Origin of the sequence: Ferrithrix thermotolerans DSM 19514, from assembly GCF_900128965.1 — a bacterium.
Lineage (GTDB): Bacteria > Actinomycetota > Acidimicrobiia > Acidimicrobiales > Acidimicrobiaceae > Ferrithrix > Ferrithrix thermotolerans.
Genome location: NZ_FQUL01000008.1, coordinates 1 through 25,667, shown reverse-complemented (window position 1 = coordinate 25,667; position 25,667 = coordinate 1). Strand labels below are relative to the sequence as shown.

Below are 25,667 nucleotides of genomic sequence, written 5' to 3'. Positions count from 1 at the left end.
ATGTCCAAAGACGAAGGAGTCTTTTGATGAATATTGCGGTTTGTGTAAAGCAGATCCCCGATCCCGCAGCCCCGGGGAGGCTTGACCCTAACACGTTTAATCTTGTGAGAGAGGGCAAGCTGGTAATGGACGACTCAGACTCCTACGGGGTTGAGATGGCGCTACAGCTTGTCGACAGGGCGGGTGGTGGCGAGGTCACGTTGATCTCGATGGCACCCAACGGAGAGACCTCAGGGCTTAGAACCGCGCTAGCCATGGGTGCGGCAAAGGCCGTGTTGGTAAGCGATCCAGCTCTAGGGGGATCAGATGCACTATCTACCGCCAAGGTATTGGCTGCAGCGATATTGCGAAACCCATTTGATATGGTAATTACAGCTACGGAGTCCACGGACGGGTACACCGGAACCGTGCCGGTGCAGATCGCTGAGATTCTTGGTCTTCCCGCTGTGTCTTTCGCCAAGAAAGTGACATTAGATGGTAACAAGGCGATGATCGAACGTCAAAGCGAGTCGGGTTACGACGAAGTCGCCTGTGAACTCCCCGCTGTTGTGTCAGTGACTGCGGGAGTAGTTGAACCAAGATACCCGTCGTTCAAGGGAATTATGGCTGCTAAGTCGAAGCCGATAGAGACCTTATCTCTTAGCGACCTTGGCCTGTCCGCTGATCAGGTGGGTGCTGCGGGAGCGAGAGAGGCGATCGTCTCTCTTCGCAAGGCAGAAGCCAGGCAGGCAGGGCAGATAATCGAAGATGACGGAGAGGCGTTCGCCAAGATCATTGAGTACCTTGAACAGCTCAAGGTCGTTTGAAAGTTTGTGGGAAGGAGCCATATCATGAGCGGCAGTATATGGGTCTTGATAGAAGACCAAGAAGGCATAGCCTCGACGACCTCGTTAGAGCTATTATCAGCGGCCCACCACTTCGCATCTGAGGTTGTCGGAGTGGCATTTTCAAAGGACGGGGAGCGACTCGCTAAGTCCCTAGAGCCCTATGGTCTAACGCGTCTTTATAATGTTGAAGCCGAAAGGTCCTCGCTTCCGGGCGTGGTTCTATCAGCGGCGATGGCAGACCTTGTAAAAGGTTCAGCTGAGCCCCCCAGGGCGATTCTCTGTGCACAGAGCTATACAGGTCGAGATACCTTGGCAAGGCTTTCGGTGAAGCTAGATCTGCCGGTGCTTACGAATGTAGTTAACCTCTTTGAACAAGACGGTGAACTCATGGCAGAGCACGCGATCTTTGGTGGCGAAGAGATCGTAACCTCGAACTTCACCCACCAGGGGGTTAGGCTTTTTGGTGTTAGAGCAAAGAGCTTCGCGGTGGAGGAGTCAGATGCCAGGCAGGTCGCAGTCGAGTCTGTGAAGGTCGAAGGCTTGGGAGCGATCGATGGTGCCAAAGTTGTGGCCTCCTACTCCGAAGAGCGTTCGGGTCCGAAGTTGGATGAGGCAGCAGTGGTAGTCTCTGGAGGACGTGGTCTGGGTCAGCCAGAGAACTATGCTATGGTCGAGGAGTTGGCAAAGCTGCTCAACGCAGCGCCCGGTGCCTCAAGAGCGATTGTGGATGCAGGATGGGTACCCTACGCCTATCAAGTCGGTCAAACCGGTAAGACTGTGAAGCCTAACCTCTATATCGCTGTTGGCATATCGGGTGCGACGCAGCACATGGTTGGCATGAAAGGCTCCAAGAATATCGTGGCGATCAACAAGGATAAAGACGCCCCGATCTTTCAGATTGCAGATCTCGGTGTGGTCGGCGATGCTCATAAAGTGTTGCCAAAACTGATAGACGCTCTGAAGCAGAGATAGATCGTATCTGTGTCACGGAGTGGAACAGCTCCGTGACACCTCCATAAGTCTTGTCGCCCGTGCCCCTTGAGTGCAAGCTCTTCCTTCAACACGTCTAAAGTTATCTCTTCCTCTATGAGATTTCCTGTTAATAATCAATCTCCCGTATTTCCAACTTGTAAAAAGATCCATCTTTTGCGCTTTGTGGTGTTCGAACTGTGATACTTTTGGCCCAAGCGACAAAGTTCTAACACGCCTAGGACGTGAGGGGTGTGTATCAGACGAAATGTAGGGAGGTCTTTCTGTGTGGTCAAAGGGAGCTAAGGCAGTACTAAGGATCTCAGCAGCAGCTTGCGCATCTACGTTAGCTCTTGCATCTTGCGGGAGCTCTGTCTCTGTGGCGAGTAGCTCAGGAACTACAAAGGTGAAAGGTGGAGTGGCTTACTTCGCTGAAGCGCCTGGTTCTCCACCAAACTACATTTTCCCATTCATCAACTCCTCGGTGTTCACAAATGTCAACCTATACAACTTTCAGATCCTTATGTACAGAAACCTCTACTTCTTTGGAAACGGAGCTAAGGCTTCTATCAACTACGGCGAGTCGCTAGCGTACCCACCGGTCTACTCAGACAACAATACGACGGTCACGATAAGGCTGAAAGGGTGGAAGTGGTCTAACGGTGAGACAGTTGACGCCAGGGATCTGGTGTTTTGGATGAATCTTATGAAGGCCAACAAGACGGTGTGGGCCGACTACACCCCCACAGACTTCCCCGACAACGTCGTTTCTTACAAGGCAACAGGCCCGCTGACGTTTGTAATGCATCTGAATAAGACCTACAGCGCAGACTGGTTCACTTACAACGAGTTGTCACAGCTCGTTCCGATCCCCCTTTTCTGGGACAAGACTTCTCTATCTGCCCCTACACCTTCAGCTACCTCAACTACAGCTCCAGATCTAACCACAGCTGGGGCTAAGGCGGTCTACAACTTCCTTAACGCGCAGGCTCAAGATCTAGCTTCATATGCGACCAACCCTTTGTGGAAGGTGGTCGATGGTCCGTGGAAGCTGGTGGGATTTACGACTGTGGGGCGCGCGACCTTCGTGCCTAATAAGGCTTATAGCGGTCCTATAAAGCCGACTCTATCTGAGTTTGTAGAACTGCCCTTCAACAGTGAATCTGCGGAGTTCAATGTATTAGAGACCGGATCGATCACCTATGGGTATCTTCCCATCTCCGATCTTCCTCAAAAAGCTAGGCTTGCTTCTCTAGGGTATAACTTTGCTCCTTGGCTTTTATTTGGCTTTGATTACATGCCGCTCAACTTCAACAACCCTACCGACGGTCCTATCTTTCGCCAGTTATATTTCAGGCAAGCCCTCCAACACCTTGTAGATCAGCAGGCCTGGATCTCGAGCTTTCTTCACGGCCTTGGAGTTCCTACTTACTCCCCCGTGCCCGTTGTGCCGGCAAACCCCTTCGCGGATCAACAGTCAAAGGCAAACCCATATCCTTACTCTGTTCAGGCTGCTGCAACGTTGCTCAAGGACCATGGCTGGCGTCTCTCCTCGACGGGACCCGCCCTATGTGTGAAACCTGGGACTGCGCCAGATGAGTGCGGAGCGGGCGTTGCTCTGAATCAGCCTCTCACGATCAACTTACAGTTTCTCTCAGGAATTAACTCGGTGTCTCAAGAGATGCAGTCACTCAAGTCGGCTGGGGCGAAAGTTGGTATCGACATTGCTCTATCAGAGGCACCCTTTAATACTGTAATATCGAATGCGTCAGCCTGTACCTCCTCGTCTGCGTCTTGTTCGTGGCAGATGGCAAACTGGGGAGGAGGATGGAGTTACTCTCCCGACTACTACCCCTCTGGCGAGTCCCTATTTACAACAGGAGCGGGCGCCAACTTTGGAAGTTACAACTCTCAAGTGGCAAATCAGCTAGTGGTAGAGACGCAAGTCGATGCTTCAAACCCACAAGTTGCTCTAGATAGCTATCAGAACTACCTAGTACGTCAGCTACCCGTCATCTATCAGCCCGAGACCTACTATCAGCTATCAGAGATTAAGTCCAATCTCAAAGGCGCCACACCTCAAAGTCCGTATCAGTATCTTTTGCCTGAAAACTGGTACTTCACCAAGTAGCCTATATAGGTGCTCTTTGTCGGTCTTTTCCGTAGGAGTCTCTTTGTCTAGGTGCGTTGGTCGGGTCCTATCTCAAAAGGGGCCGCTTTGGGCAGATTCGAAGCGCAGTTGTGATTTTTAGAAGGGTAGTTTTGCATATGATCCTTGTCTCCAGTGCTAACGGTGCTATCGGCATAGATGGAGTCTGGAAACACTTTTCCGAAGGACTCGATGCGCTTTCAGCGGTAGAACGTGCTACATGGTTCGTTGAGGACAATGAGGAGGACAACTCGGTCGGCAGAGGGGGACTCCCCAATCTCGACGGTGAGGTAGAGCTCGACGCATCGATAATGGATGGAACGACGAGAAGTGCGGGTGCCGTAGCAGGACTCAAGGGATATCGCCATCCTATCTCTGTAGCTCGGGCGGTTATGGAGATATCTCCGCATGTGCTTATCGTTGGTGAAGGGGCGGCCCGCTTTGCGAAAGAGATAGGCGCCGAGAGGGCCGATCTTCTTACGGAAAAAGCTGCGAAGATCTGGAGAGAGGGACTCGAGTCTCTTCCAGAGGGACTCTCCGGTGAGATACTCAAAAAAGCTAAGGCACTTACCCAAGACCCAGATAAGGCCGTCGGCACCGTCAACTTCCTTGCGATCGATAGTAAGGGAAAGATGGCCTCAGCGGTGTCCACCTCGGGTTGGGCGTGGAAGTGGCCAGGGAGAGCAGGGGACTCTCCAGTCATTGGGGCTGGCAACTACTGTGATGCTCGTTTTGGAGCGGCGGCCTGTACAGGTTTTGGGGAGTTGTCCTTAAGAGCCTCGACGGCCAGGACAATCGTAAGCTACCTCTCTCAGGGTGCTACGCCAGAGGAGGCTGGTGTAAGGGCGCTTTTGGACCTCAAGGATCTAGACGTTGACCCTTCTTCGATGATTATGCACTCTGTGATAATTGGAGCTGACGGATCCCATGCTGCGGTGTCTACGGACGAAAAGGCGCTTTATGCGTGGAGGGATGAGAGCTGTAGCTCCACGCAGATCGAAAGACGTATACACGTTGCGGTTTGACTCTAAAGAAACGGCCTAACGACACCAAGATGAGGGGGATCGGTGAAGCTTTACATCTCATTTGACATGGAAGGTATCTCAGGGGTAGTCGACTGGGATCAGGCAACAGGAGCTGGACGGGACTATGAGATAGGAGTCGGTCTTACTCTTGATGAGATAAACGCCGCTATCGACGGTGCGGTAGCTGGAGGAGCGACTGAGATAGTAGTAAACGACTCGCACTGGAAGATGCGCAACATTGACCCTTCAGATCTGCATGGATCTGCTAGTTACATCTCGGGATCACATAAGCCCATGTATATGATGCAAGGACTTGATGAGAGCTTTGATATGGTGTTCTTTGTGGGATACCACGGGGCTATCTCAGGAGAGTCCTCTGTGCTGTCTCACACCTACAATCCTTCGGTCTTTTACAAAGTAGAGCTAAATGGAGTTGAGGTAGGTGAGAGCGGAATCAATGCGCTTGTGGCGAGTGCCCATGGAGTACCTATCGGTCTAGTTACAGGTGACTCCATAACCAAAGAGCAGGCCAAGGCCGTAATTCCGGCTGAAATGGTGGTGGTAAAGGAGTCGATATCACGGTTTGCGGCTTATAACCTCCATCCTAGGGTGGCACACAAGCTCATCTATGAAGCAGCCGCAAACGTCATGGCGCGGGCGAAAAGCTGGCCCAAGGTTGAACTTGGAGAAGTATGCGAGTTAACGATGCACTTTCTAAACTCCGATCTAGCAGAGCTGGCTACTTGGATAAAGGGGGTAAGCAGAAGCGGCCTACGAAGTGCCACCGTTACCAGCCAAGATCACTTAAGTGTTTACCAAGCGTTCGTCGGCGTATCTTACATAACAAGACAAGCTGGTGGTCGATGATCTCAGATGTATCTTCTATCTGTTAGCGACGTTACAGGGGGTTGTAAAAGATGTCCTTAGCTCTATTTAGACCAAAGGATCGAAGCGGGTGTACGCCTATTGCGTACTTCCACGCACTAGCGCGTCTGTCTATAGAAGGTGTCGTCATCGTTGAACCGAGGGACATGTTTGTGAGCGTCGGGTACTTTGACGACACCGAAGCCGTAGTTGACGTTGAGCGATGCGAGAGCCTTGGTCTGCCTTTGATCCGCAGAGAAGTCGGAGGGGGCCCCGTGCTTCTTGGTCCTGGTCAAGTGTTTTACAACCTAGTCTTACACAAAGACGATCTTAGGGTTCCAAGGAGCATCCTCAAAGCCTATGAGGAGTTCTCAGTTCCGATCATCAAGACCTACCGAAGACTTGGCGTTGAGACTGAGTTCAAGGCTGTCAACGATCTCGTTGTGGCAAGTTCCAAGAAGAAGATATCGGGACAAGGAGCGGCGGACATAGGTGAGATGTTTTGTTTTGTCGGTGCTATCTTGAACGAGTTCAACACCTCGCTTATGGCTCAGGTGATAAAGGTTCCCGACGAGAAGTTTCGGGATAAGCTTCAAAAGACTTTGGAGGAAAACGTTACCTCGGTTAAAAAAGAGACAGGGACGCAAAAGGACCCAACAGAGGTGGAGAGGGCGCTTATTGAGGAGTTAGGAGCGCACTTTGGTGGCTTTGAAGAGAGAGAACTCCCTAAAGAAGTGGTTGACTTAGCACGTGAGATCGAGGGGGAACTTCGCAGTGACGAACAACTCTTTGCTCCTCGGACCCGTCGCTACAACACACTACGCGTTAGGGAGGGGGTTTACTTCAGGCCCGGCTTGTACAAGGCTGTTGGGGGGCTAATTCGCTCAAAGGTGGTGGTTCAAGACGGAGTGATTAGGGAGATCACCCTAAGTGGTGACTTTTCACTTTCTCCAAAGGCTATGATCGTTGAGCTGGAGAGAGCGTTTGTGGGCGTGCCATTCAAAAAGAGTGCTGTAATCGAAGCGGCAGAGATGGCTATCGAAAGCAACTCCATAGACATTCCCGGTGTAAGTGCTGCAGATCTCGCGGAAGCGATCGTCGGCGACGATCAGGGCGCCTAGATCCACGTTCTTTGGTTGTAAGGAAAAGAGAGGTCTGGATCATGGAGAGTCGTACGCTAAGCTTTACCACCCCGGCGGGTGAGGAGTTGAATATCCCGTACTTTGAGGAGAGAGGAGTTGCCGACGGTCCTACTCTTACTCTCCTTGGGGGTATACATGGATGTGAATACACCTCTCAGCTAGCAGTTCGACGGTTCATGACACAGATAAAAGGTAAAATAAAGTGTGGCCGAGTGAGGGCGGCCCCGACCTTGAACCTCGAGTCGTTCTACGAGCGAACCCCCTTTGCTTGCCCATCAGATGGATTAAACCTAAATCGTTGCTTTCCCGGGGAGAAGGACTCAACCTCTTATGCTAAGAGGCTTGCCTTTTTTATTACGGAGAGGCTGATCAAAGGTTCTGACTATCTGATAGATCTTCATGCAGGGGATCTATTCGAAGATCTGCATCCGTTTTCTTTGTACGATGCATCTCCTGTACAAGAAAAGGCGAAAGCTCTGGCGTTACTCTACGGACTTCCTTACTGCGTCCGTCAACAAGAGTCGTCAAAAGCTGTGGATGGCTCAACAAGTAGCACCGCTTCGGCACTTTCGATCCCGTCAATTACTGCAGAGTCAGGAAGGTTGGGGATCGTCGAGGAGGAAGCTGTCCGTCTGCACCTTAATGGACTAGTTGGAGTTGCTTTAGGGTTGGAGATGCTAGACGATTTAGATCACCCTCCTTCTTCTACTAAAGAGGTCTGCTTTCTCGATGGCTTTACATGGATCTACGGACGAGATAGAGGTTGGTGGACCCCAGCTGTTTGTGTTGGACATAAAGTTGTAGAAGGTGAAGTTATAGGGAACGTGACTGATCTAATGGGTGAGCCCATCTACGAGGTGAGATCGCCCAGTGATGGAGTAGTGCTCTTTCTGACCTCTTCCCCCGCGATCAAAGAAGAAGGATTGCTGATGGGCGTTGGTAAGAGTAAGGCTTTGTGAGGCTACGTGTTTCTAACTATTTAGTCGTAACTTTCAGCCGAGAGCACTCCTTTGGCTGTATAACTCAGATGATGGGCCATGGGTACGGTCGTTCTTCCTCGGGTAAGTCCAACAGACTACCTCTGTGGAGAATGAATCGAGCCCTTGACTCTAGCGAGCTAAGTTCGGCCTCACTGAGATAATTTCTCAGAAACCCAAAACCCTCATTTACGACTCGATCTAGTGAATCTAGGAACCTAGTTGGAATAGGGGCATCGCCAAACTCCCATATGACGGTCCTAAGTTTGAACTCTTCGTGAAAACACAGGCCGTTGTCGATGGCATAGATATGTTTCGACTCATCTATGAGGATGTGACCGCCCTTTCGGTCTGAGTTATTGGCGACTATGTCAAAGGCGGCTAGTTCGATTAGGCGTTCATGTGTACCCTCATCTTCCAAGATCTCGTAGTAGGTCTTTGAAAAGTCAGCGTCTATAAACTCTTGTAAAGAGCCGATCCCGTACTCCAGATCCTTTCTTTCGATCGTAACTGGGACCATGTGTAGCTCCAGTGCTTCGGAGAGAAGGTAAGCTGCGACTTCACGTCGATATAGACCTGGAGGGAAGTCCCACAGTGGGCGTTCACCGGCTAGGGGCTTGTATATAGCTCTTCGAATCTCGCCTTCAGAGTCTCCCATCTCGACCAACAAGGTCGCATTGGAACTGTTGACTATCCTACCTAGAACCTTGGCGGGCTTTTGGGATAGGAACTCTTGGGTGAGCGTCCTTAGAGATTTGGAGCTCTGTGGCCGTTGGTTCTCGGGCAACTATGTCCGTTTCGGTCTAAGGGGTATCCACACAGAGGGCAAGGCGGCCTGCCGCCCTCTACTGCGCGAGTTCCTTCGATCGCCAGTGCGGCCGCCTGTTCCCTGGTTAATCCAAAGACAGCGCTTGCAGGATCGTCGTCTGCAGTCGCCTCGTCGATCTCGATCACGATGAGATCCCTGATCTCGTCGTAAGCGATAGCGATCGAACCGGCGACAAAGTCGTATGTCAGATCGCTTGGAATCGGCGGAAGCGCGGGCAGTTCTTTTGGACGTGCTAGGTCTTCGAGTAACTGGGCGAGAAGCTGTACGAGAGACGCAACCTGGACCTTTTCAACCTTTAGCGCAAGCTGTTCGCCCAGGTACTCCGCCCAGAGGTAAAAGACGCGGTTCCCCGGCTGACCGATTGTGCCTACAGACAAAAAAGTTACCTCTTCGAAGTTGTAGTTACGCCCCAACTGTTGAGACCTTTCTAGGTAGTTCACTCCCTGAGTTCATGCATATTAGACGCGGAACCCCAGCGATGATGCCGATCACAGAGACCGACGCAGTGTCGATCTGAATTCTTTGAAACTGGTCCAGATGCATGCCAAGCGCATCTACTACGGCTGTCTTGATGGTGTCTGCGTGAGAGAAAGCCACCACAACCTGTCCGTTGTACCTCTTGTCGCACTCAGTCTCAAATGCGACAATCCGGCTCTGCATCTCCTGGAAAGACTCTCCGCTTGGAAACCGAAACTTCGATGGATGTCGTTGCACTATCTGCCACTCGGGGAGTTTGTAAAGATCCTTTAGGTCCCTACCGGTCCACTCACCAAAGTCACACTCGACTATGGCGTCAGAGGTTATAACTTCAGGGGTTGCAGCCAAGGACTCAACGTAGGGTCGCGCCGTCTCTTGAGCTCTCTCTAACGGTGAGGTGTATATTGCCGCTGGAGAAGGATATGAATTTTGTAGTACCTTTGCAACGGCTTTTGCCTGCTGCCGCCCCTCTTCAGAGAGATGAAGTCCCGAAGTTCTTCCAGGCAGTATCTTGCCGGTTGAAGCAGTCTTTGCGTGTCTCACAAAGACTATGTAGGTCTCTTCGATAGCTGGAGTTGAAGCTTTGTCGCTTGACTCATCTTTGACATCTGTGTCAGCGCTCAAGTAAAGACTCCTTGCAAATCATCGAACCAATTGGACATACGTCCATGAAGCTGTGAACTCTATGTCAGTCTCTCAATGATCATAGCCATACCCATGCCTCCACCGACACACATCGTTTCAAGCCCTATGGATCGGTCGTGATGTTGAAGTCCGTGAATGAGCGTGGTCATAATGCGAGCTCCTGTCATACCAAAGGGGTGACCGAGTGCAATTGCGCCGCCTTGGAGGTTGAGCTGATCTTCGATAGAGATTCCTACTTCGCGACAGACTGGAAGCACCTGAGCGGCGAACGCTTCGTTGAGTTCGACCAGATCAACATCTCTAATGGTCATTGAAGCCCGTTTTAGAGCAAGCTTGCAGGCCTCGATCGGGCCGACGCCCATGATCTCAGGAGCTAGTCCGGTGACAGCTGAGGAGACAATTCGAGCAAGGGGTTTGATTCCAAGGGCCTTAGCACGTTCGTCGCTCATAACCACAACTGCAGCAGCGCCGTCATTGAGGGGGCAAGCGTTACCAGCGGTAACGCGCCCGTCTGGCTTGAACGCTGGTGGAAGCTCTGCAAGCTTCTCCAACGTGGTATTTGGTCGAGGACCGTCATCTTTGTCGATCACTGTGCCGTCTGCCTTTGGGTAGGGGATGATCTCTTCCTTGAAGAACCCTGCCTCCACAGCCGCTACTGCTCTGCTTTGTGAGAGAACCGCGTACTCGTCCATCTCTCGTCTAGAGACTCCGTAGCGGTCGGCTACATTTTCAGCGGTCAGCCCCATCGGTATGTACATCTCGTTTATGAAGTCTGCGCGCGTTTTATCCGTAAAGCGGGGGTTTAGGTCTTCGGGGTTGAACGGCGAGGAACTCGTCCTCGATACGCTTTCGACACCTCCTGCTACAAATACCTCGCCTTCACCGGCTTTTATGGCGTGGTAGGCCATTCGGATAGTTTGAAGGGACGACGAGCAGAACCGATTCACCGTCGTTCCGGGAACGCTATCAGGGAGCCCAGCAAGTGCCGCAACGTTGCGACCCAAGTTCATGGATTGCTCGCCGTGTTGAATGGCCGCCCCCCACATAACGTCTTCGATCTCTGACGGGTCTAGCTCCGGAATCTTTCTCAGAACCTCAGATAGTATGTAGCCACTCATGTCGTCAGGTCTCACATCGATCAACGAACCTTTGAAAGCTCGCCCAATAGCGGAGCGTCCGGTAGCGACTATTACGGCCTCTGGCATCTCGTTCTCCTCAATAACTAGTTGCTCGCCATATTAGCAGTCAACTTGATTGCGAACATATCGCAAGCCTGACTACAGAGGGTGTGAAGCTATGTAGTCCAAAACTCTCTGAGCGTTACCCTTGGCCCTTACGTTATAAAAAGCAGCTTCGATCTTACCCTCTGGAGAGATCACGAAGGATGATCGAATCACACCCTCGTAAATCTTCCCGTAGTTCTTCTTTCCTCCAAAGGCTCCATAAGCCTTTAGAACTAGCTTGTCCGGGTCGCTCAACAGCTTGAACTCAAGTTCGTACCGGGATCTAAAACGCTCGTGCGAACTTTGAGGATCAGGTGAAACGCCGAGTAGTTCTACACCCATCTGTCTCAGGGTGTGGTATATCGAGTTGTACTCACACGCCTGTGTGGTGCATCCCGGCGTTAGATCTTTGGGGTAAAAGTAAAGCACCACCCTCTTGCCCAGGTAACTCGTAAGGCATACATCGTTGCCGTCGGTGTCTTTGAGACAAAACGGGGGAGCTGGATCTGCGGGTTGGAGACGTAGTTGTTCATCTGTGCTCATACTCTGACAACCTAGTTGGGAGTGTGTTTTTGTTACAACAAAGGCGACCAAATACTCAAACCTCAACCACTCAAATGAGTGCTTGAGGTTTGAACGATATCTACTAAAGTGCCTTTAGTTCAGTCCTTTTCGGAGTACGAGCAGATTGTCTCAATCATCAGTCTCGATACCACGTAGGGGTCCATGTTCGCATTTGGGCGTCGATCTTCTAGGTATCCTTTCCCGGCCTTCTCCACGGCCCAAGGGATACGTACAGAGGCCCCGCGATCTGATACCCCGTAGCTGAAGGTGTCATACCTTGCGGTTTCATGCGCTCCTGTGAGCCGACTTTCGATACCCGCTCCGTAGTTGGCGATATGCTCATTAGCGTTCTTACCAAGCGCCTCACAACCCTCTATAATCGCATCGTAGCTCTCGCGCATAGCGTTAGTAGAAAAGTTTGTGTGTGCTCCGGCTCCATTCCAGTCACCGGCGACAGGCTTTGGATCGAGAGATACAGAGACCCCATAGTCTTCTGCAATTCTGTTTAGAAGCCACCTAGCCATCCAAAGCTGATCTCCGATAGCGGGCGCAGGTAGTACACCTATCTGGAACTCCCACTGTCCCATAAGAACCTCGGCGTTGGTGCCTTCGATTGAAAGACCTGCCTCCATGCAGGCGATCGTGTGTGCTTCCACTATCTCACGGCCAACCATCTTCTCACCGCCGACGCCGCAGTAATAGGGTCCTTGGGGAGCAGGAAATCCGTTGTCTGGCCAGCCTAGAGGACGACCATTTTGCATAAAGGTGTACTCTTGCTCTATGCCAAAGAGCGGCTCGAATGAGGCGTATCTCTCAGCTGTCTCAACACAGGCAACCCGTGTGTTCGTGGGGTGAGGTGTGAAGTCTGGGAGTTCCACCTCACAAAGAACCAAGATGTTGTCGCCTTTGCGAATAGGATCAGGGGTTGTAAATACAGGTCGAAGTACGCAGTCCGAGCTGTTACCTGGCGCTTGATTGGTGCTCGATCCGTCAAAGCCCCATATGGGAGGTTCTTGACCGTCCTTTAGGATCTTTGTCTTGTTGCGCATGATCGGGGTGGGTTTGGTTCCATCGATCCAGATGTACTCTGCCTGATAACTCATCTACTCTCCAATGTTTGCTAATCCATGAAACTGCGTCGGGTTTTGAACTAGTAGATAAGTCTGTTGGCACTTTGTTACGGTTGTGTTTCGTGGATGCGACAGCTTTGTAAAGCGGTCACATAAAGCTTTGGGCGGCCAAGAGTTTTGTTGTTGTTGCTTTAAACCATGACAACAGGATCTTATGTACCAAGTGCTTCTGGATGGTTGCAAAACCAGCCTGGAGTGAAAGAGATGACTCAGAAATTTATGATGTGATTTGGGTCACTGTCTCTTCTCTAATAATGTTACGTCGATGTATCATAATTTTAAAAGTACTTGTAAAGCTAAATCTCTAGATACATCGAAAGCAGAGGCTTCAATGGATGCAGAACGAATTCAGCGGCTTAGGTGGGCAACCTTAGCCGTACTATCGGTCAGTCTGATAATGCTTAACCTTGACAACACAATTTTGAATGTGGCGCTTCCAACCCTTGTGAGGGATTTGCACTCTACCACGTCTCAACTGCAGTGGATAGCTGACTCTTATACCTTGGTCTTCGCTGGACTTCTGCTTACTGGCGGAAGCTTGGGCGATCGCTTGGGTAGAAAGTGGATCTTTATGGCCGGTCTCTTTGTCTTTGGGCTGGGCTCTGTGTTGTCAGCGTTTTCCGGATCTTCTGACACCTTGATCGTCACCAGGGGCTTTATGGGGATCGGTGGAGCGATGGCGATGCCGGCCACGTTATCGATAATAACCAATGTGTTTACCGTCCCAAAAGAGCGTGCTAAGGCGATCGCTATCTGGTCGGGAGCTTCGGGACTCGGAATAGCCTTGGGCCCAATAACTGGAGGTTGGTTACTTTCGCACTTTTGGTGGGGGTCAGTATTTCTTGTAAACGCACCGATAGTAGCTGCGGGTATCTTAGCAGCGATCTGGATCGTGCCTAACTCAAAGGATGTAAACATTCCAAAGCCTGATCCAGTAGGGTCGCTGTTATCTATTGTTGCTCTTGGTACCATTCTCTGGTCTATCATCGAGGCTCCTTCAAAGGGTTGGTCCTCAGCCCCGATAGTAACTGGGTTCGTGGTTGGCGGTTTCTTGCTGGCTGTCTTTCTTGTGTGGGAGTCCAAGATATCCCATCCGATGTTGCGACTTCACTTCTTTGAGAATCCAAGGTTCTCAATGGCTGCGTCTTCGATCGCCATTGCCTTCTTTGTTCTTGGCGGTGCGTCCTTTTTGCTGACCCAGTATCTTCAGTTTGTTCGAGGGTATTCACCGCTAAAGGCAGGAGCTTTATTTCTGCCCTTAGCTGGAGCTCTATTGGTGTTGTCGCCCTTGTCGGCAAATGTGGCCCATAAATTTGGCACTAAGGTCACTGTCGCCTTCGGGCTTAGTGTTATAGGCATCTCTGCCTTCATGATCAGCCTCTTTACCACTTCTACGTCGCTTCTGTCTGTTGAGTTGACCATGGGCTTGGTTGGTGTTGGACTAGCCTTTACCATGCCGCCTTCTGCGGAGTCGGTGATGGGCTCACTGCCCCGAGCACAAGCTGGAGTAGGTTCGGCAACAAATGGAACTCTTATCCAAGTTGGCGGAGCTTTGGGCGTTGCGATCTTGGGGAGTCTTCTTGCCACCTCATACTCTACGCACCTAAGTGCATTGAGATTCTTCTCGATGGTTCCAGCCCAGCTACGACCTGTTCTAAAGAGTTCGGTTGGATCTGCTCTAATTGCAGCGAGATCCCTGCCGTCCTCCGTGGGCAGTCAGATAGCTTCAGGAGGTAAAGGTGCCTTCGTGTCCGCCCTGTCTTCATCGTTGTTGGTTGCGGTCGGGGTGGCAGTTTTGGGAGCCGTGCTAGTTCTTCTAATTCTCCCCGCCAGAGCGAGAGGCGAAAGTGAGGGGCAGGCAAAGGCTACTGATCCAAGCTCGATTCGGCTCAACGACGAGCTGTCCGTCGCAGAGCGAGAGCTCTAAGCGATGTCTGTACAACAAGACGGCAAGAGCTATTTCGTAGGTGAAGAACATAGTTGTAAGGGTTCTCGACCCGGACGTCCAAAGTCCCAAGAGCTTAGGTCTAAGGTGCTCAAGGAAATCCTAAGAGCGTGTTCTTTATACGGACCCTACGACTTCTCGCTGGATATGGTGGCGAGAGAAGCCGGGGTATCTAGGATCTACCTCTACCGAAACTGGGCAGATCGCGAAGCTATGATTACAGAGGCGCTCATGAATGGTTTTAGTGAGGTTCGTCCCGTACCTTACGGCTTCAGCGAGGGCGATGTGCTCTCTGTTCTGACTGCATGTTATGAAAGCGTTAGTGCAGTGTCTTCAAGCTTGGTCGGTCAGGCCCTTTTTGCCATTGTTACAGAGAAGAAGAACGCTCAATTCGCCAAGCAGTTCCAAGAGATGTTTTTTAGATTTGTCTACGACCCATATATCGAGGCGTTGACGAGGTGTAAAGATATGGGACTTATAAGGGACGGGGTAGATCCAAGACAACTGTGCTGGTTGGGTATAGGGCAAGGAATGGTGCACTTGACGGTCATGAAAGAGCCTTTTGCCCTCAAAGATGCTCGAGAGTTGGCAAAGATGGTGGCTCGTGCAGTGGAACCATATGGTTCCACTGCGTAGATTGTAGATACACTTGACGTCGTGTAATGCCCGTTCCAAAATGAGACAGCTAGATACCTGTTATAGGTACATATGACCTATAGTCCATGTGACTGAAAAAGCCACTGTAACTTTGACAGTTTGCGAGCGGAAGCTATGCATATGTCCTGTGTGATTGGGTCACTGTCTGAGATCGTCTTGGCAAGTTCAACGAGTGAGTCGATCTCATCGCCCAAGACTTCCCTGAAGTACTTTGCTGCTTCTTCGGTTGAGACCTTCCCAGAGGGAACGTTTCCTGCAAAGCTTTGCGCAACGAGTGTATGTGGCGATATCTCTGGCACCGATCCAAGAGCACTTGAACGCTCTGCGGTCTCATCCGCTATATCTCTCAACTCCGTCGCCAAGGTGTCAAGCAGCTGATGGATCGAGAGAAAGTTTTGGCCTTTCATGTTCCAGTGCACCTGCTTAGCGACTAGGGAAAGCGTGTAAAGTCTTGCGACCTCTTCGTTGAGTCTTTCTAACTTTTTGCTGTTATTCACTGAGTCTCCTTCATGTACCAACCGGATAAGTACTGCTACTTATTATAAGTCTAGTAAAGTTATAATTAGTCTAAAAATAGGAAAAATCTAATACACTTCATTCGTCAGCAGTTTTGCGGATCGATAAGTTAGGCTGTAGCTAGCAAGTTTCGTAGAGATGGAGCAAGTAGTGGCGGAGTTAGAGCATATCGAGCCTGTGGATAAAGTTCTCGTGGTGATGGCTCACCCTGATGACGTTGACTTTGGGGTAGCGGGATCTGTGGCGTCTTGGATCAAGGCTGGTTCAGAGGTCTCATATCTCGTGGTTACAGATGGAGATGCAGGAGGGTTTGATCCAGCCATAGATAGGTCTGACATACCGTTGATACGGCGTGGCGAACAAAAAAAAGCCGCAGAGGCGGTTGGGGTGTCATCAGTTGAGTTTCTTGGGTATAAAGATGGAGCACTAAAGAACACCTTGGATCTGGTTAGAGACATCTCAAGGGTGATTAGATCCTTTAGGCCGGACAGGGTAGTATGCCAGTCGCCAGAACGAAATCTTCAGAGGGTTCCGTCGTCACACCCCGATCACAGAGCAGCTGGCGATGCAACGTTAGACGCTGTTTATCCTTATGCACGTAACCCCTTTGCGTTCCCGGAGTTGCTTGAAGATGGTCTGGAGGCGTACATCGTCAAAGAGGTACTCATCACGGCCCATCCCTCTCCTAATGCTTATGTGGACGTCACAGATACCTTCAAGGATAAGATAGCGGCGATTCTATGTCACCACTCGCAGCTTCCCGATCCAGACTCAGTAGAGGCTATGGTAAAGAGTTGGCTAAGTCAAGGAGCAAGATATGCGGGACTTGGCGACGACTCTTTGGCGGAGGTATTCTACAAAGTCACCGTCTAAGGCGTACTTACTAAAGCGTTACCGGGGAGGAAGAGCTGTTTATGTTAGACGACCTTGAACTGAAGGTGTTTTATAACACCCTGTTCTCCCGAAGAGACGTCCGTAGTCAGTTCTCTGGTGAAGAGATGGACAAAAAGGTACTCGGCAGGATATTGTTAGCTGCCCACTCCGCTCCAAGTGTGGGGATGAGTCAACCCTGGGACTTCGTCTTAGTTACAGACCCTGACATACGAAGCAGGTTCAAAGACCACGTCTACAAAGAGAGGGAAGCCTACGAGGCGTCTTTGGAACAAGACAGAGCTGAAAACTTTAAAAGGATCAAGATTGAGGGCATTATGGAGTCCTCTTTGGGAGTCGTCGTAACCTATGACCCTCATAGAGGGGCTCCATCGGTTCTTGGTAGGCACGCGATAGACGATGCAGGACTTTATTCTGTATGCCTTGCGATCGAGAACCTCTGGCTGGCGGCAACTGCTGAAGGTATAGGCGTGGGTTGGGTATCTTTCTACAGAGAAGAGTTTTTAGGTGAACTTCTCGGAATTCCAAAACACGTAAGGCCGATCGCCTGGCTGTGCGTGGGACCGGTCACTCACTTTGAGAAGGTGCCAGATCTGGAACGTTTTAGCTGGCAGAGTCGCCGACCTATAGAACCGTTTCTACGCCACAATCGCTACGAAAGCCAAAGTGACCTAGATCAAGTAGTATATCTCCCAAAAGATGGCTTTGATCTGTGATAAAGAGAGATACAAAGGCTTGTAGGTGTCCTTATGCGCTGCTTTAGGTATCTTTACTCTGTTTGGTTACCTGGAGGCAAGTCTTTGAAGGAGTGTCTGAATTTATGTCGAGGGTCCTTATTACTGGGGCTGGTTCGGCTCAAGGGATAGGTTTTGCGACAGCCAGGCTTCTTGGCGAGCGAGGAGCCCGAGTCTTTATAACCTCTACGACTGAGCGCATATTCGATAGAGTGTCCGAACTTAGGGATATGGGGATAGAGGCGTACGGCGAACCCTTTGACCTGACCGATGAGAGTCAGGTAAAGACCTTCCTGAGTCATGGTGTTGAGGTTCTTCGGGGCCTAGACGTTTTGATTAACAACGCTGGAATGGGAAGCGTAGATTCCCCTGAGGAGTTTTTCTCTGTGGAGGAGATGCCCTTGACTCAGTGGAACCTATCGCTTCTTCGTAACCTGACGTCTGCGTTCTTGGTCTCTAAAGAGGCGATCCCTCACTTGAGAAAGGGCGTTACAAAAAGAGTTATCATGGTGGGTTCGACCACTGGATTTCTCCAGGCGAATGAGGGAGAGGCAGCGTATGCGGCCTCCAAAGCGGGATTGGTTGGTCTTGTAAAAACTATGGCTTTAGAGCTTGCTCCCTATGACGTTACAGTTAATGCTGTCGCCCCTGGCTGGATAGCCACAGCCGCCCAGACCGAGCTAGAAGCCAGACATGGCTCTGCGACTCCATTGGGAAGAAGTGGAAACCCTTACGAGGTTGCTGAGGTGATCGCTTTCTTGGTCTCTAAGGGTGCATCGTACGTAACCGGTCAAGTGCTAGTGGTAGATGGTGGCAACTCTCTTTTGGAAGGTCGGTCTTGCTGTGAATAGAGCAGTTGAGGCTTTATTCTTTATTGTTTCATTTCTAAGATCCTTATGCCGACTCTGCTAAGGTGAAACTGTTAGGCAGGTGGACAACGGGGTCCGCTGCCGACGTTTGGTCCAGGAGATTGAGATGGAAGAGGTAGTTCGGGGATCTCGGGCAAGGGCGCTTGAGCTTCTCGGTTCTTTGGCGGGGGAGCTTCCCATGGAGCTTGAAAGGCTGTTCGACCACGTGGTGGGGGGGATGAGCTCAGAGGAGATCTCCTCGGCTCCTCCTCAGCTGATTGCTAGAGCCACCTATGAACTTGCAGCCGCGGTAAGTCACTACGACTTGGGTTCTAAGATCGGTTTGCAATTGGGAAGGGTAAAGGCGTCTGCGGAGCAACGAAGCGACCATCAGCTCCTCTCCGATAGTCTTGAAAGTTCTACGTGCTTTGTGGCGATCGTTACCCCGGACATGAAATATCTGGTGGACACATTTACCGAGGTGATGGCCGAGTTTGGGGTTTCTCCATCGTTCTCGATACACCCTATGATCGACTCGGAGTCCCTTGAGAAAGTTAGAGAAAGTGACCCTAGATGCGAAGAGGTCTCACTCTTTTATGCAGAGTTTGAGCAGGAAGTATCCGATGGAAAGCTTGACGCATTGGCCGCCTCCCTCTCTCTTGCTTATGAGGCACTTGCCGCTTTACACAAGGATCTCTCTTTAATCTACGAAGAGCTTGAGAAAAGCTGCAGTGTCTTGCTTGGCACCCATGACGGTTCTGAGACTGCTTTGGAACGTATGGGACTTGGAAACCTGTTGCCGGTGACGGCCAGCATCGGCACCAAAGAGGAGCTGAGGTGGCTTGGCTGCGAGATTACAGAGGTACGTAAAGGGCAGTTCGATAGATTCTTGGAAGGTCTCACTCCCTTTTTAGTCTCTGAGCAGACAGAGGTTTTTCTTGGTGTATGTCCAATAAAGTCACCTGTCGTAAAGAGGGTGAGGCTAAGAACTCTCAGATTTGTGAACAAAGAGTCAGGAGAGGTAAAGACCTTCTACGGGGTTTTCGTGCCACCCCGGCTCTCTCACTCACCGTTGCGCCTTGGCTTTATAAGCGAAAAGATGGACTACGTATCTGAGTCCCTGGGCCTGTCGCCAAGTAGTTACGCTTACCGCTCAGCAGTAGACTTTGTGCAACTTCTTCCGCCAGATGAACTTCTCTCTATCTCAAAGGAAGACCTCAAAGATCTAGTTGCTATAGCTCTATCGGTGGAAGAGATCCCGAGGTTGTATCTGACTTTGGTATCTCGGTCCAACGCCTTAGAGCAGGCCGAGGTGCGGGTGGATATTGTTTTACCGGCCTCACGTTACTCAGAGCATCTGAGCGCAGACCTCATGAGTAGACTCGCAAGCGATTTCGGTGAGGGGTCGTTGGAGCTTAGTACCATCTCCCAAGAGAGAAGAAGGTGTTTCATCTCGTTCACCGTCTTTACGGAGTCTCACCTCATCGATGAGGTTGATATATCTCAACTAGAGGCAGAATTAGATATCATCTCTATGTCTTGGACCGAGAGGTTCAGGGTTGCACTAAATAACCTGGTTGGAGGAACGAGATGTGCGTCATTATTTCAGAGTTATTACAGAAGTTTTGAGCCCTCATATCAGGACGACTACTCACCTGAACAAGGTGCACGAGATATCGTGCGATTCGACGAGGTTAGAAGGTCTTCCTCAAAGCTGGATCTGGAGTTCGTCTTCGGTGGTGAAAGCGGTGGGGAACTTAGACTTCGAGTTTTCAAGCTGGGCCCGTGGATGGCGCTCTCGGAGTTACTTCCAGTCATTGAACACTTCGGTTTCATCGTGATCAATGAGCTTCCTTATCGGTTCAACCTACACTCCGATTCCGGTTGGCTCTTAGACCTTGGTTTAGAGCTAAGGGACAAAGATTCGCAGGCTGTAACGGTAAGTGGGGATGATCTATTTAGGGCCAAGGCAGCAATGTTGGAGGTTTGGACCAACGAGGGTGAAGACGACGAGTTGAACTCACTTGTCATCTCGGGATCTCTGACCTACAGGGAGGTCTCATTGCTCAGGGCCTACGCTCACTACCTTAGATTTTCCACCCTCGGGTTCTCTTCGGCCTATATAAAGTTCGCACTTAAAGGTTCCCCTGTCATAGCTGGATTGCTGGTAAAGCGATTCTATGAACGCTTTAGTGCACACACATCGAGGGATTCATCGATTGAGCTCGGAAACTTGGACTATGAGAAGCTCATTTACGATCAGCTAGCAACGGTATCTTCCTTGGACTTCGACAAGATGTTCAGGGCGATTCTCTCGCTCATCGATGCGACGGTTCGTACCAACTTCTTCATGCCGTCCAAGCCCAAAGGGGTGGCACTCAAATTTGATCCATCGTCTCTGTCGCAGATCCTCCCTCAGCCTCTCCCGAAACACGAGTTCTACTATCTGTCAAAGACGACCGAGGCTGTGCATCTAAGGGGAGGTGATGTTGCCCGTGGAGGTATCCGTTGGTCGGATCGCTTGGAGGACTTTCGTATCGAGATACTGGGTCTGATGAAAGCTCAGAGTGTGAAAAACTCAGTTATCGTTCCCGTGGGTGCCAAAGGTGGATTTGTGGTAAGGGGAGGCGACAAAGATCAAAGTCGAGTAGTTGAAAGCTACAAGGAGTTTATCTCCGCTCTCTTTGACCTCACCGACAACATCTCGAGCAACGAGGTGATCCATCCCAAAGATGTAGTGGTTTTAGATGGAGATGACCCTTATCTCGTAGTTGCAGCTGATAAGGGAACTGCAACCTTCTCCGATATTGCAAATGAGATCGCAATAGAGAGAGGATTTTGGTTGGGTGACGCCTTCGCCTCAGGAGGATCTGAGGGTTACGATCATAAAAAGATGGCGATCACCGCCAAAGGCGCCTGGATGTCGGTACGACATCACTTTGGACAGATGGGCATCGATCCAGAGAGAGATCCTGTTACCGTAGTGGGTATTGGAGATATGTCCGGAGATGTCTTTGGAAATGGAATGCTTCTCTCCAGGTCGATGAGGCTTGTAGCAGCCTTTGACCACAGAGACATCTTTCTTGATCCTAATCCCGACGTAGATGTGGCGTATTTGGAACGAAGACGACTCTTTGACCTTCCAAGATCCTCATGGGCAGACTACGATCAGACGAAGATATCTTCCGGTGGCGGTGTGTTTTCGCGTAGCTTGAAGACCGTACCTCTTTCAAAGGAGATGGCTGAAGTTCTCGGTATAGAGCCAGGATCCTATGAACCTAGTTACGTTATTCGTTCGATCCTGAAATCCCCCGTCGATCTTCTTTGGAACGGTGGTATCGGAACCTATGTAAAGGCTACCACCGAGAACCACGACGAGGTCTCTGACAGAAGTAACGATGCAGTAAGGGTTGATGCGAAGGATCTTAGGGTCAAGGTAGTAGGGGAGGGTGGAAACCTCGGCTTTACCCAAAGAGGAAGGATTGAGTACGCCCTCTTGGGCGGTCGCTGTAACACAGATGCAATCGACAACTCTGCGGGTGTCGACACCTCCGATCATGAGGTCAACCTCAAAATTTTATTCGCCTCAGCCATAGAGGAAGGTAGGCTTACAAAAGCCGATAGGACACCTCTTTTGTTCTCTGCTACGAAAGAGGTTGAGAGCCAGGTGCTCGAAGACAACGTCTATCAAAACTGGGTTCTCTCTGCCTCAGAGCAGCTAGCTAGATCCAAAATGACCGCTATAAGTCGACTAACTGCCCGTCTCATCTCGGAGGCGGAGCTTGATCCGGACGTTGAGTTTCTGCCCAGTCCAAAACGTGTCCTGGCGATCGCAGCCAAGGGTGGAACGATTACTCGCCCCGAGCTCTCAGTGTTGCTCGCATACGCTAAGTTAGACCTATATCACCACGTTCTGGACTCTGAGCTGGTGTCTGATGACTTTAGCAACTCGATGTTTGTGGAGTACTTTCCGGAGTCGATCTGGTCGGAGCTGATGCCTGGGACCCTAAAGCATCCACTTCGCAAAGAGATCGTAGCGACCGTCCTTGCAAACAAGATAGTGAACCTCACCGGTCTTACGGCGGTATTTGAGTTAGCTGAGATCTCTTCGGTATCTGTTGCACAGGCAGCCAAGGCACTCCTGGCGTCGCTTGAGATTTTAGATGTACACAACTGGGTTGAGAGTCTCATGTCTCAAGACGATGTCGCGCAAGAACTCAGAGTTACTCTCTTCAATCGGCTTGCGCTCTCTACATTTCGAATGGCTCGTTGGCTGATCACTTCGGGTCAGTTAGTACAGTCACTGTCCGAAGTGGTAGGGCGTTTTGAGCCGGCTTTCCCAGATGTCTATGATAATCTCTCATTCGTTCTAGATAGAGCCGGGTACGACAGGGTCGAAAAGCGAACAGCTGAACTGATCGAAAATGGGGTGGAGAGAGACTCAGCTGCATTTTTTGGAGCGATAGATACCGTCGTATCGGTACCAGCGATCGTCCAGCTTGAGGAGCTCTTCAACTTAGGCTCTCCAATCAAGGCTGCGAGGATCTTCTTTGCTGTCGGAACGCTAGCGAACCTCCCGACGCTTAGGTCACACCTGTCGGCGGTTTCAGTCTCAAACCACTGGGAGGAGTCCTCAAGGGAACTGCTCTTTGTGGACCTCTCTGATATTCAAATGGAACTTGCAAAAAGCGCAACTAAGTATCTTCTGTCTCATATGGAAGAAGGCGATGCAACTATGGATCCGATCGCACTATGGGGGCTTAGACATAGAAAGTACCTTGATAAGGTTAGAACGGTTCTACGATCACTGGGTGAGGGGGATGAGCCGGTAACCTTGGCGCAGCTTTACGTAAGCATCAGGGAAATTGCTCTGTTAGTGCGCTCCATCGAGATCGCTGACGCAGCCGATAGCCAAATGTGATATCAGTCATTGCGGGTGGTTGCTCTCAAATTGAATCATGTCAAAGTGGTCTTGCGTCTCGTGGCGATGCTTGGTAACGAAATTTGGTATGGCTGATATGCCCGTTACTCCACGATCGACTTGATCTGGTAGTGCAAGACTAGTAGTAGAGTTGAAAAAGAGCAATAAGGTCTCAATTATGGAACTAATTGGGTTGTCGTTCGTAACGTTTTAAATCGTGGCAAGAAGCGGTTCGCTGAAGGAACGCTTGGGTCGACTGCATCAAGTAGCTTTACTCCCATGACGAGGCAAACATGCCTGGAATATCGATGTGGTAGCATCTTTGAGAAAAGTGTCAGAACGCACACCTCTAGGTAGCTTTTTCAATGGTCGGGATAGGTATTGGCAAACGAGGTTTACTCGGTTGTGCTTAGTTGGATCGTGAAGTATCTATGGTCGCCTAGCTGTGTTATAGAATACGGCTTTGTTGACAAGTTGCTCAGATGTATGCCTTGGCATCTTTAGGTGATTATAGAAGGATAATGGATCTATGGATTGAAGTGTCCTTAGAGGCTGCTGACCAATGCAATTGAAGATTGTGCCATTTGAGGCTGGACGGACTCTCTGTTTTCGTGTGTACTTGTTCGTGGGTTGCGTTCTATAGATTCGTGCGCTTTGTCGTGGTAAGGGTCTGTCTCGTGATTAGCCAGTAGCACTACCCATCTGCCTGCGGAATCTACTAAGGGTAAATGGGAGTTGTTTAGCGACTTTGTTGTAGCTGAGTGCAGACTAAAGGTGGTGATGATAGCTCACCTTGTTGCGAAGGGTGTTTTTCTATGTAAGAATCAATGAGCGTAGATTGATGAGCATCCTTAAAGACTTCTTGTGCGAAAGCGACTGCTACGGCATCTGAGTTGGTTAGGAGATAAAGATGAAGGCTGAGGTTAAGGGAACTACCATGCCGGTTCTCGAGATAAATCTGGAGAGTGGCGAGTCGGTAATCTCTACTCACGGTGAACTCTCGTGGATGACACCTAGTATGCGTATGAGTCAAAGTACGGGACTTGGAGCCGGCAAGGGGGGACTTCTATCGGGTCTCAAGAGGGTCATCGGTGGTGCCAGCCTTTTCTTGACCAAATATGAGGCGGTTGGTGGTGCGGGTATGGTCAGCTTCGCATCCAAGCTGCCAGGAAGGATCTTTCCGGTTGAGATAGCCCAGGGTAGCGGATATCTGGTGCATCGTCACGGGTTGCTGTGTGCGACTCCAGAGGTGGTGCCAACGGTAGGGCTTCAGCAGTCTTTTAGGGCTGGAATATATGGAAGAGACGGATTTGTACTACAGAGACTGGAGGGCGCAGGAACTGCCTGGATTGAACTATCAGGTGAGATCATCAACTATAAACTGCAACCCCAGGAGACCCTGTTGGTTCATCCAGGACATGTGGGGATGTTTCAAGACTCGGTATCGTTTCAGATTACGACTATTCAAGGACTCTCAAATATCTTTTTTGGTGGAGATGGATATCATCTTGTTGCTCTTACCGGTCCGGGTGAGGTCTGGCTCCAGTCCATGCCGGTACCGATCCTGGCAAATGCAGTAGCGCCATATCTCGGTGGAGGAAACGCTGCTTCGTCCGCTGTCGCAGGGGGTGCCGCCGGCGGAGTCCTGGGAGCTATCTTTGGAGACTCGGTTTAGGCCATCTCTTTCAAATATCTAGAGAAATGTCTGTCTTAACAGCACCTCTGTAGTCGCTAGTATGTGCTTTGTGGTGTTTGGGGGTGTAGCTCAGCTGGTAGAGCGCTACGTTCGCAACGTAGAAGTCGGCGGTTCGAGTCCGCTCACCTCCACCAAATCGTTCTTACTCAAACCCCGACCACGTCGATGTGCGTCGGGGTTTTCTGTTGTTTCAACCCGTTCCGTGATCTCTGGTGGCAGCACCTGGCGGAACGGCGTTGCCAGCCTGCCGTAGCTGACCCCGTCGACGTCGACGTAGATGGCCTCCCAGAAGGCCTGGTTGTAACGCCGCCGCACCCGTGGTCCACCTCGGCGGTAGGCCTGCTGGCAGTCCGACACCAGGCCCATGGCCAGGGTGAGGTTCGTCTCGACGGTGTCCCAGTCAACGGCGGTCTCCAGGAGCTGCTTCTCGGCGTCGTACAGCTCTGCCTCGATCCGCTCCCGCTCCTCCTTGACCAGATCCATGGGGACGACCCCAGCAAGATGCCCCTGCACGAGGCGTCGTCGCTGGTTCTTGAGGTCGTTGACTCGCTCAGCTCGTCGCGGTTGTGTCCCGATAGTTGTGCAAATTCCACGAGTGAATTGATTTGCTAGTGGTGGCCATGGTATCTAGGAATTAT

General features: G+C 50.8%; 21 protein-coding genes and 1 tRNA gene. 15 read left to right on the top strand and 7 right to left on the bottom strand.

Annotation, left to right across the window (positions count from 1 at the left end; translation table 11 throughout):
- Positions 1–26: 26 nt before the first annotated feature.
- The 7 genes from BUA24_RS04150 (at position 27) to BUA24_RS04120 (ending at position 7,935) form a co-directional block, all read left to right on the top strand.
- Entirely contained in the window at positions 27–806 is a 780-nt protein-coding gene (locus BUA24_RS04150; RefSeq protein WP_072789003.1) for an electron transfer flavoprotein subunit beta/FixA family protein, read from the top strand.
- Between the two features lie 24 nt (positions 807–830).
- Positions 831–1,799: an electron transfer flavoprotein subunit alpha/FixB family protein gene (locus tag BUA24_RS04145; RefSeq protein ID WP_072789001.1), complete on the top strand. Its 969-nt coding sequence runs from the start codon at positions 831–833 to the stop codon at positions 1,797–1,799.
- 283 nt (positions 1,800–2,082) lie between these two features.
- Positions 2,083–3,927 (top strand): ABC transporter substrate-binding protein, encoded by a 1,845-nt coding sequence (locus BUA24_RS04140; RefSeq protein ID WP_084660176.1) that lies wholly within the window; start codon positions 2,083–2,085, stop codon positions 3,925–3,927.
- A 56-nt stretch (positions 3,928–3,983) separates the two neighbouring features.
- Positions 3,984–4,970, top strand: coding sequence for an isoaspartyl peptidase/L-asparaginase (locus BUA24_RS04135; protein ID WP_218587404.1), 987 nt, complete (start codon positions 3,984–3,986; stop codon positions 4,968–4,970).
- Between the two features lie 42 nt (positions 4,971–5,012).
- Positions 5,013–5,837 (top strand): M55 family metallopeptidase, encoded by an 825-nt coding sequence (locus BUA24_RS04130; protein ID WP_072789000.1) that lies wholly within the window; start codon positions 5,013–5,015, stop codon positions 5,835–5,837.
- Positions 5,838–5,887: 50 nt separating this feature from the next.
- Positions 5,888–6,955: a lipoate--protein ligase gene (locus tag BUA24_RS04125; protein WP_072788998.1), complete on the top strand. Its 1,068-nt coding sequence runs from the start codon at positions 5,888–5,890 to the stop codon at positions 6,953–6,955.
- Positions 6,956–6,996: 41 nt separating this feature from the next.
- Positions 6,997–7,935 carry a succinylglutamate desuccinylase/aspartoacylase family protein gene (locus BUA24_RS04120; RefSeq protein WP_072788996.1) on the top strand — a complete coding sequence of 313 codons (939 nt, stop codon included), beginning with the start codon at positions 6,997–6,999 and terminating at the stop codon, positions 7,933–7,935.
- Between the two features lie 64 nt (positions 7,936–7,999).
- Here BUA24_RS04120 and BUA24_RS04115 read toward each other — a convergent pair whose 3' ends face one another.
- The 6 genes from BUA24_RS04115 to glnII form a co-directional block, all read right to left on the bottom strand.
- Positions 8,000–8,740 carry an SCO1664 family protein gene (locus tag BUA24_RS04115; RefSeq protein ID WP_072788994.1) on the bottom strand — a complete coding sequence of 247 codons (741 nt, stop codon included), beginning with the start codon at positions 8,738–8,740 and terminating at the stop codon, positions 8,000–8,002.
- Positions 8,701–9,195, bottom strand: a complete 495-nt coding sequence (locus BUA24_RS04110) for a DUF3090 family protein (protein WP_072788992.1) — start codon at positions 9,193–9,195, stop codon at positions 8,701–8,703. Before BUA24_RS04110 ends, BUA24_RS04115 begins: the two co-directional genes overlap by 40 nt.
- Entirely contained in the window at positions 9,185–9,883 is a 699-nt protein-coding gene (locus tag BUA24_RS04105) for a histidine phosphatase family protein (RefSeq protein ID WP_084660174.1), read from the bottom strand. The genes BUA24_RS04110 and BUA24_RS04105 overlap by 11 nt, the downstream gene beginning before the upstream one ends.
- A gap of 59 nt (positions 9,884–9,942) precedes the next feature.
- Positions 9,943–11,109, bottom strand: a complete 1,167-nt coding sequence (locus tag BUA24_RS04100; protein WP_072788991.1) for an acetyl-CoA C-acyltransferase — start codon at positions 11,107–11,109, stop codon at positions 9,943–9,945.
- A gap of 72 nt (positions 11,110–11,181) precedes the next feature.
- Positions 11,182–11,670 (bottom strand): thioredoxin-dependent thiol peroxidase, encoded by a 489-nt coding sequence (gene bcp, locus BUA24_RS04095; protein WP_072788989.1) that lies wholly within the window; start codon positions 11,668–11,670, stop codon positions 11,182–11,184.
- A 119-nt stretch (positions 11,671–11,789) separates the two neighbouring features.
- The gene (gene glnII, locus BUA24_RS04090) at positions 11,790–12,794 is read right to left on the bottom strand and encodes a glutamine synthetase GlnII (RefSeq protein WP_072788987.1); all 1,005 of its coding nucleotides are present in this window, start codon (positions 12,792–12,794) and stop codon (positions 11,790–11,792) included.
- 292 nt (positions 12,795–13,086) lie between these two features.
- Here glnII and BUA24_RS04085 point away from each other — a divergent pair, with 292 nt between their 5' ends.
- Positions 13,087–14,748 carry a DHA2 family efflux MFS transporter permease subunit gene (locus tag BUA24_RS04085; RefSeq protein ID WP_072789092.1) on the top strand — a complete coding sequence of 554 codons (1,662 nt, stop codon included), beginning with the start codon at positions 13,087–13,089 and terminating at the stop codon, positions 14,746–14,748.
- Between the two features lie 3 nt (positions 14,749–14,751).
- Positions 14,752–15,402, top strand: coding sequence for a TetR/AcrR family transcriptional regulator (locus BUA24_RS04080; protein WP_072788985.1), 651 nt, complete (start codon positions 14,752–14,754; stop codon positions 15,400–15,402).
- Positions 15,403–15,479: 77 nt separating this feature from the next.
- On the opposite strand, the gene BUA24_RS04075 is transcribed toward BUA24_RS04080, so the two are convergent.
- Positions 15,480–15,920 (bottom strand): Dps family protein, encoded by a 441-nt coding sequence (locus BUA24_RS04075; RefSeq protein ID WP_072788983.1) that lies wholly within the window; start codon positions 15,918–15,920, stop codon positions 15,480–15,482.
- 169 nt (positions 15,921–16,089) lie between these two features.
- On the opposite strand from BUA24_RS04075, the gene BUA24_RS04070 reads away from it, so the two are divergent.
- The 6 genes from BUA24_RS04070 to BUA24_RS04045 all read left to right on the top strand — a co-directional run bounded on the left by BUA24_RS04070 (position 16,090) and on the right by BUA24_RS04045 (position 25,163).
- On the top strand, positions 16,090–16,812 hold the full coding sequence (locus BUA24_RS04070) for a PIG-L deacetylase family protein (protein ID WP_245790287.1): 723 nt from the start codon (positions 16,090–16,092) through the stop codon (positions 16,810–16,812).
- Between the two features lie 41 nt (positions 16,813–16,853).
- The gene (gene bluB, locus BUA24_RS04065) at positions 16,854–17,546 is read left to right on the top strand and encodes a 5,6-dimethylbenzimidazole synthase (protein WP_072788979.1); all 693 of its coding nucleotides are present in this window, start codon (positions 16,854–16,856) and stop codon (positions 17,544–17,546) included.
- 104 nt (positions 17,547–17,650) lie between these two features.
- Complete coding sequence (locus BUA24_RS04060) at positions 17,651–18,415, top strand: SDR family NAD(P)-dependent oxidoreductase (protein ID WP_072788977.1); 765 nt, start codon at positions 17,651–17,653, stop codon at positions 18,413–18,415.
- 124 nt (positions 18,416–18,539) lie between these two features.
- On the top strand, positions 18,540–23,333 hold the full coding sequence (locus BUA24_RS04055; protein ID WP_143146378.1) for an NAD-glutamate dehydrogenase domain-containing protein: 4,794 nt from the start codon (positions 18,540–18,542) through the stop codon (positions 23,331–23,333).
- Positions 23,334–24,243: 910 nt separating this feature from the next.
- The gene (locus BUA24_RS04050; protein WP_072788974.1) at positions 24,244–25,008 is read left to right on the top strand and encodes an AIM24 family protein; all 765 of its coding nucleotides are present in this window, start codon (positions 24,244–24,246) and stop codon (positions 25,006–25,008) included.
- A gap of 79 nt (positions 25,009–25,087) precedes the next feature.
- Positions 25,088–25,163, top strand: a tRNA-Ala gene (locus tag BUA24_RS04045).
- Positions 25,164–25,667: the final 504 nt, after the last annotated feature.

Coding starts and splice junctions, on each gene's coding strand:
- BUA24_RS04150 (WP_072789003.1), top strand. CDS start 27: ATGAATATTGCGGTTTGTGTAAAGCAGATCCCCGATCCCGCAGCCCCG.
- BUA24_RS04145 (WP_072789001.1), top strand. CDS start 831: ATGAGCGGCAGTATATGGGTCTTGATAGAAGACCAAGAAGGCATAGCC.
- BUA24_RS04125 (WP_072788998.1), top strand. CDS start 5,888: ATGTCCTTAGCTCTATTTAGACCAAAGGATCGAAGCGGGTGTACGCCT.
- BUA24_RS04120 (WP_072788996.1), top strand. CDS start 6,997: ATGGAGAGTCGTACGCTAAGCTTTACCACCCCGGCGGGTGAGGAGTTG.
- BUA24_RS04100 (WP_072788991.1), bottom strand. CDS start 11,109: ATGCCAGAGGCCGTAATAGTCGCTACCGGACGCTCCGCTATTGGGCGA.
- bcp (WP_072788989.1), bottom strand. CDS start 11,670: ATGAGCACAGATGAACAACTACGTCTCCAACCCGCAGATCCAGCTCCC.
- glnII (WP_072788987.1), bottom strand. CDS start 12,794: ATGAGTTATCAGGCAGAGTACATCTGGATCGATGGAACCAAACCCACC.
- BUA24_RS04085 (WP_072789092.1), top strand. CDS start 13,087: ATGTATCATAATTTTAAAAGTACTTGTAAAGCTAAATCTCTAGATACA.
- BUA24_RS04080 (WP_072788985.1), top strand. CDS start 14,752: ATGTCTGTACAACAAGACGGCAAGAGCTATTTCGTAGGTGAAGAACAT.
- bluB (WP_072788979.1), top strand. CDS start 16,854: ATGTTAGACGACCTTGAACTGAAGGTGTTTTATAACACCCTGTTCTCC.
- BUA24_RS04060 (WP_072788977.1), top strand. CDS start 17,651: ATGTCGAGGGTCCTTATTACTGGGGCTGGTTCGGCTCAAGGGATAGGT.
- BUA24_RS04055 (WP_143146378.1), top strand. CDS start 18,540: ATGGAAGAGGTAGTTCGGGGATCTCGGGCAAGGGCGCTTGAGCTTCTC.
- BUA24_RS04050 (WP_072788974.1), top strand. CDS start 24,244: ATGAAGGCTGAGGTTAAGGGAACTACCATGCCGGTTCTCGAGATAAAT.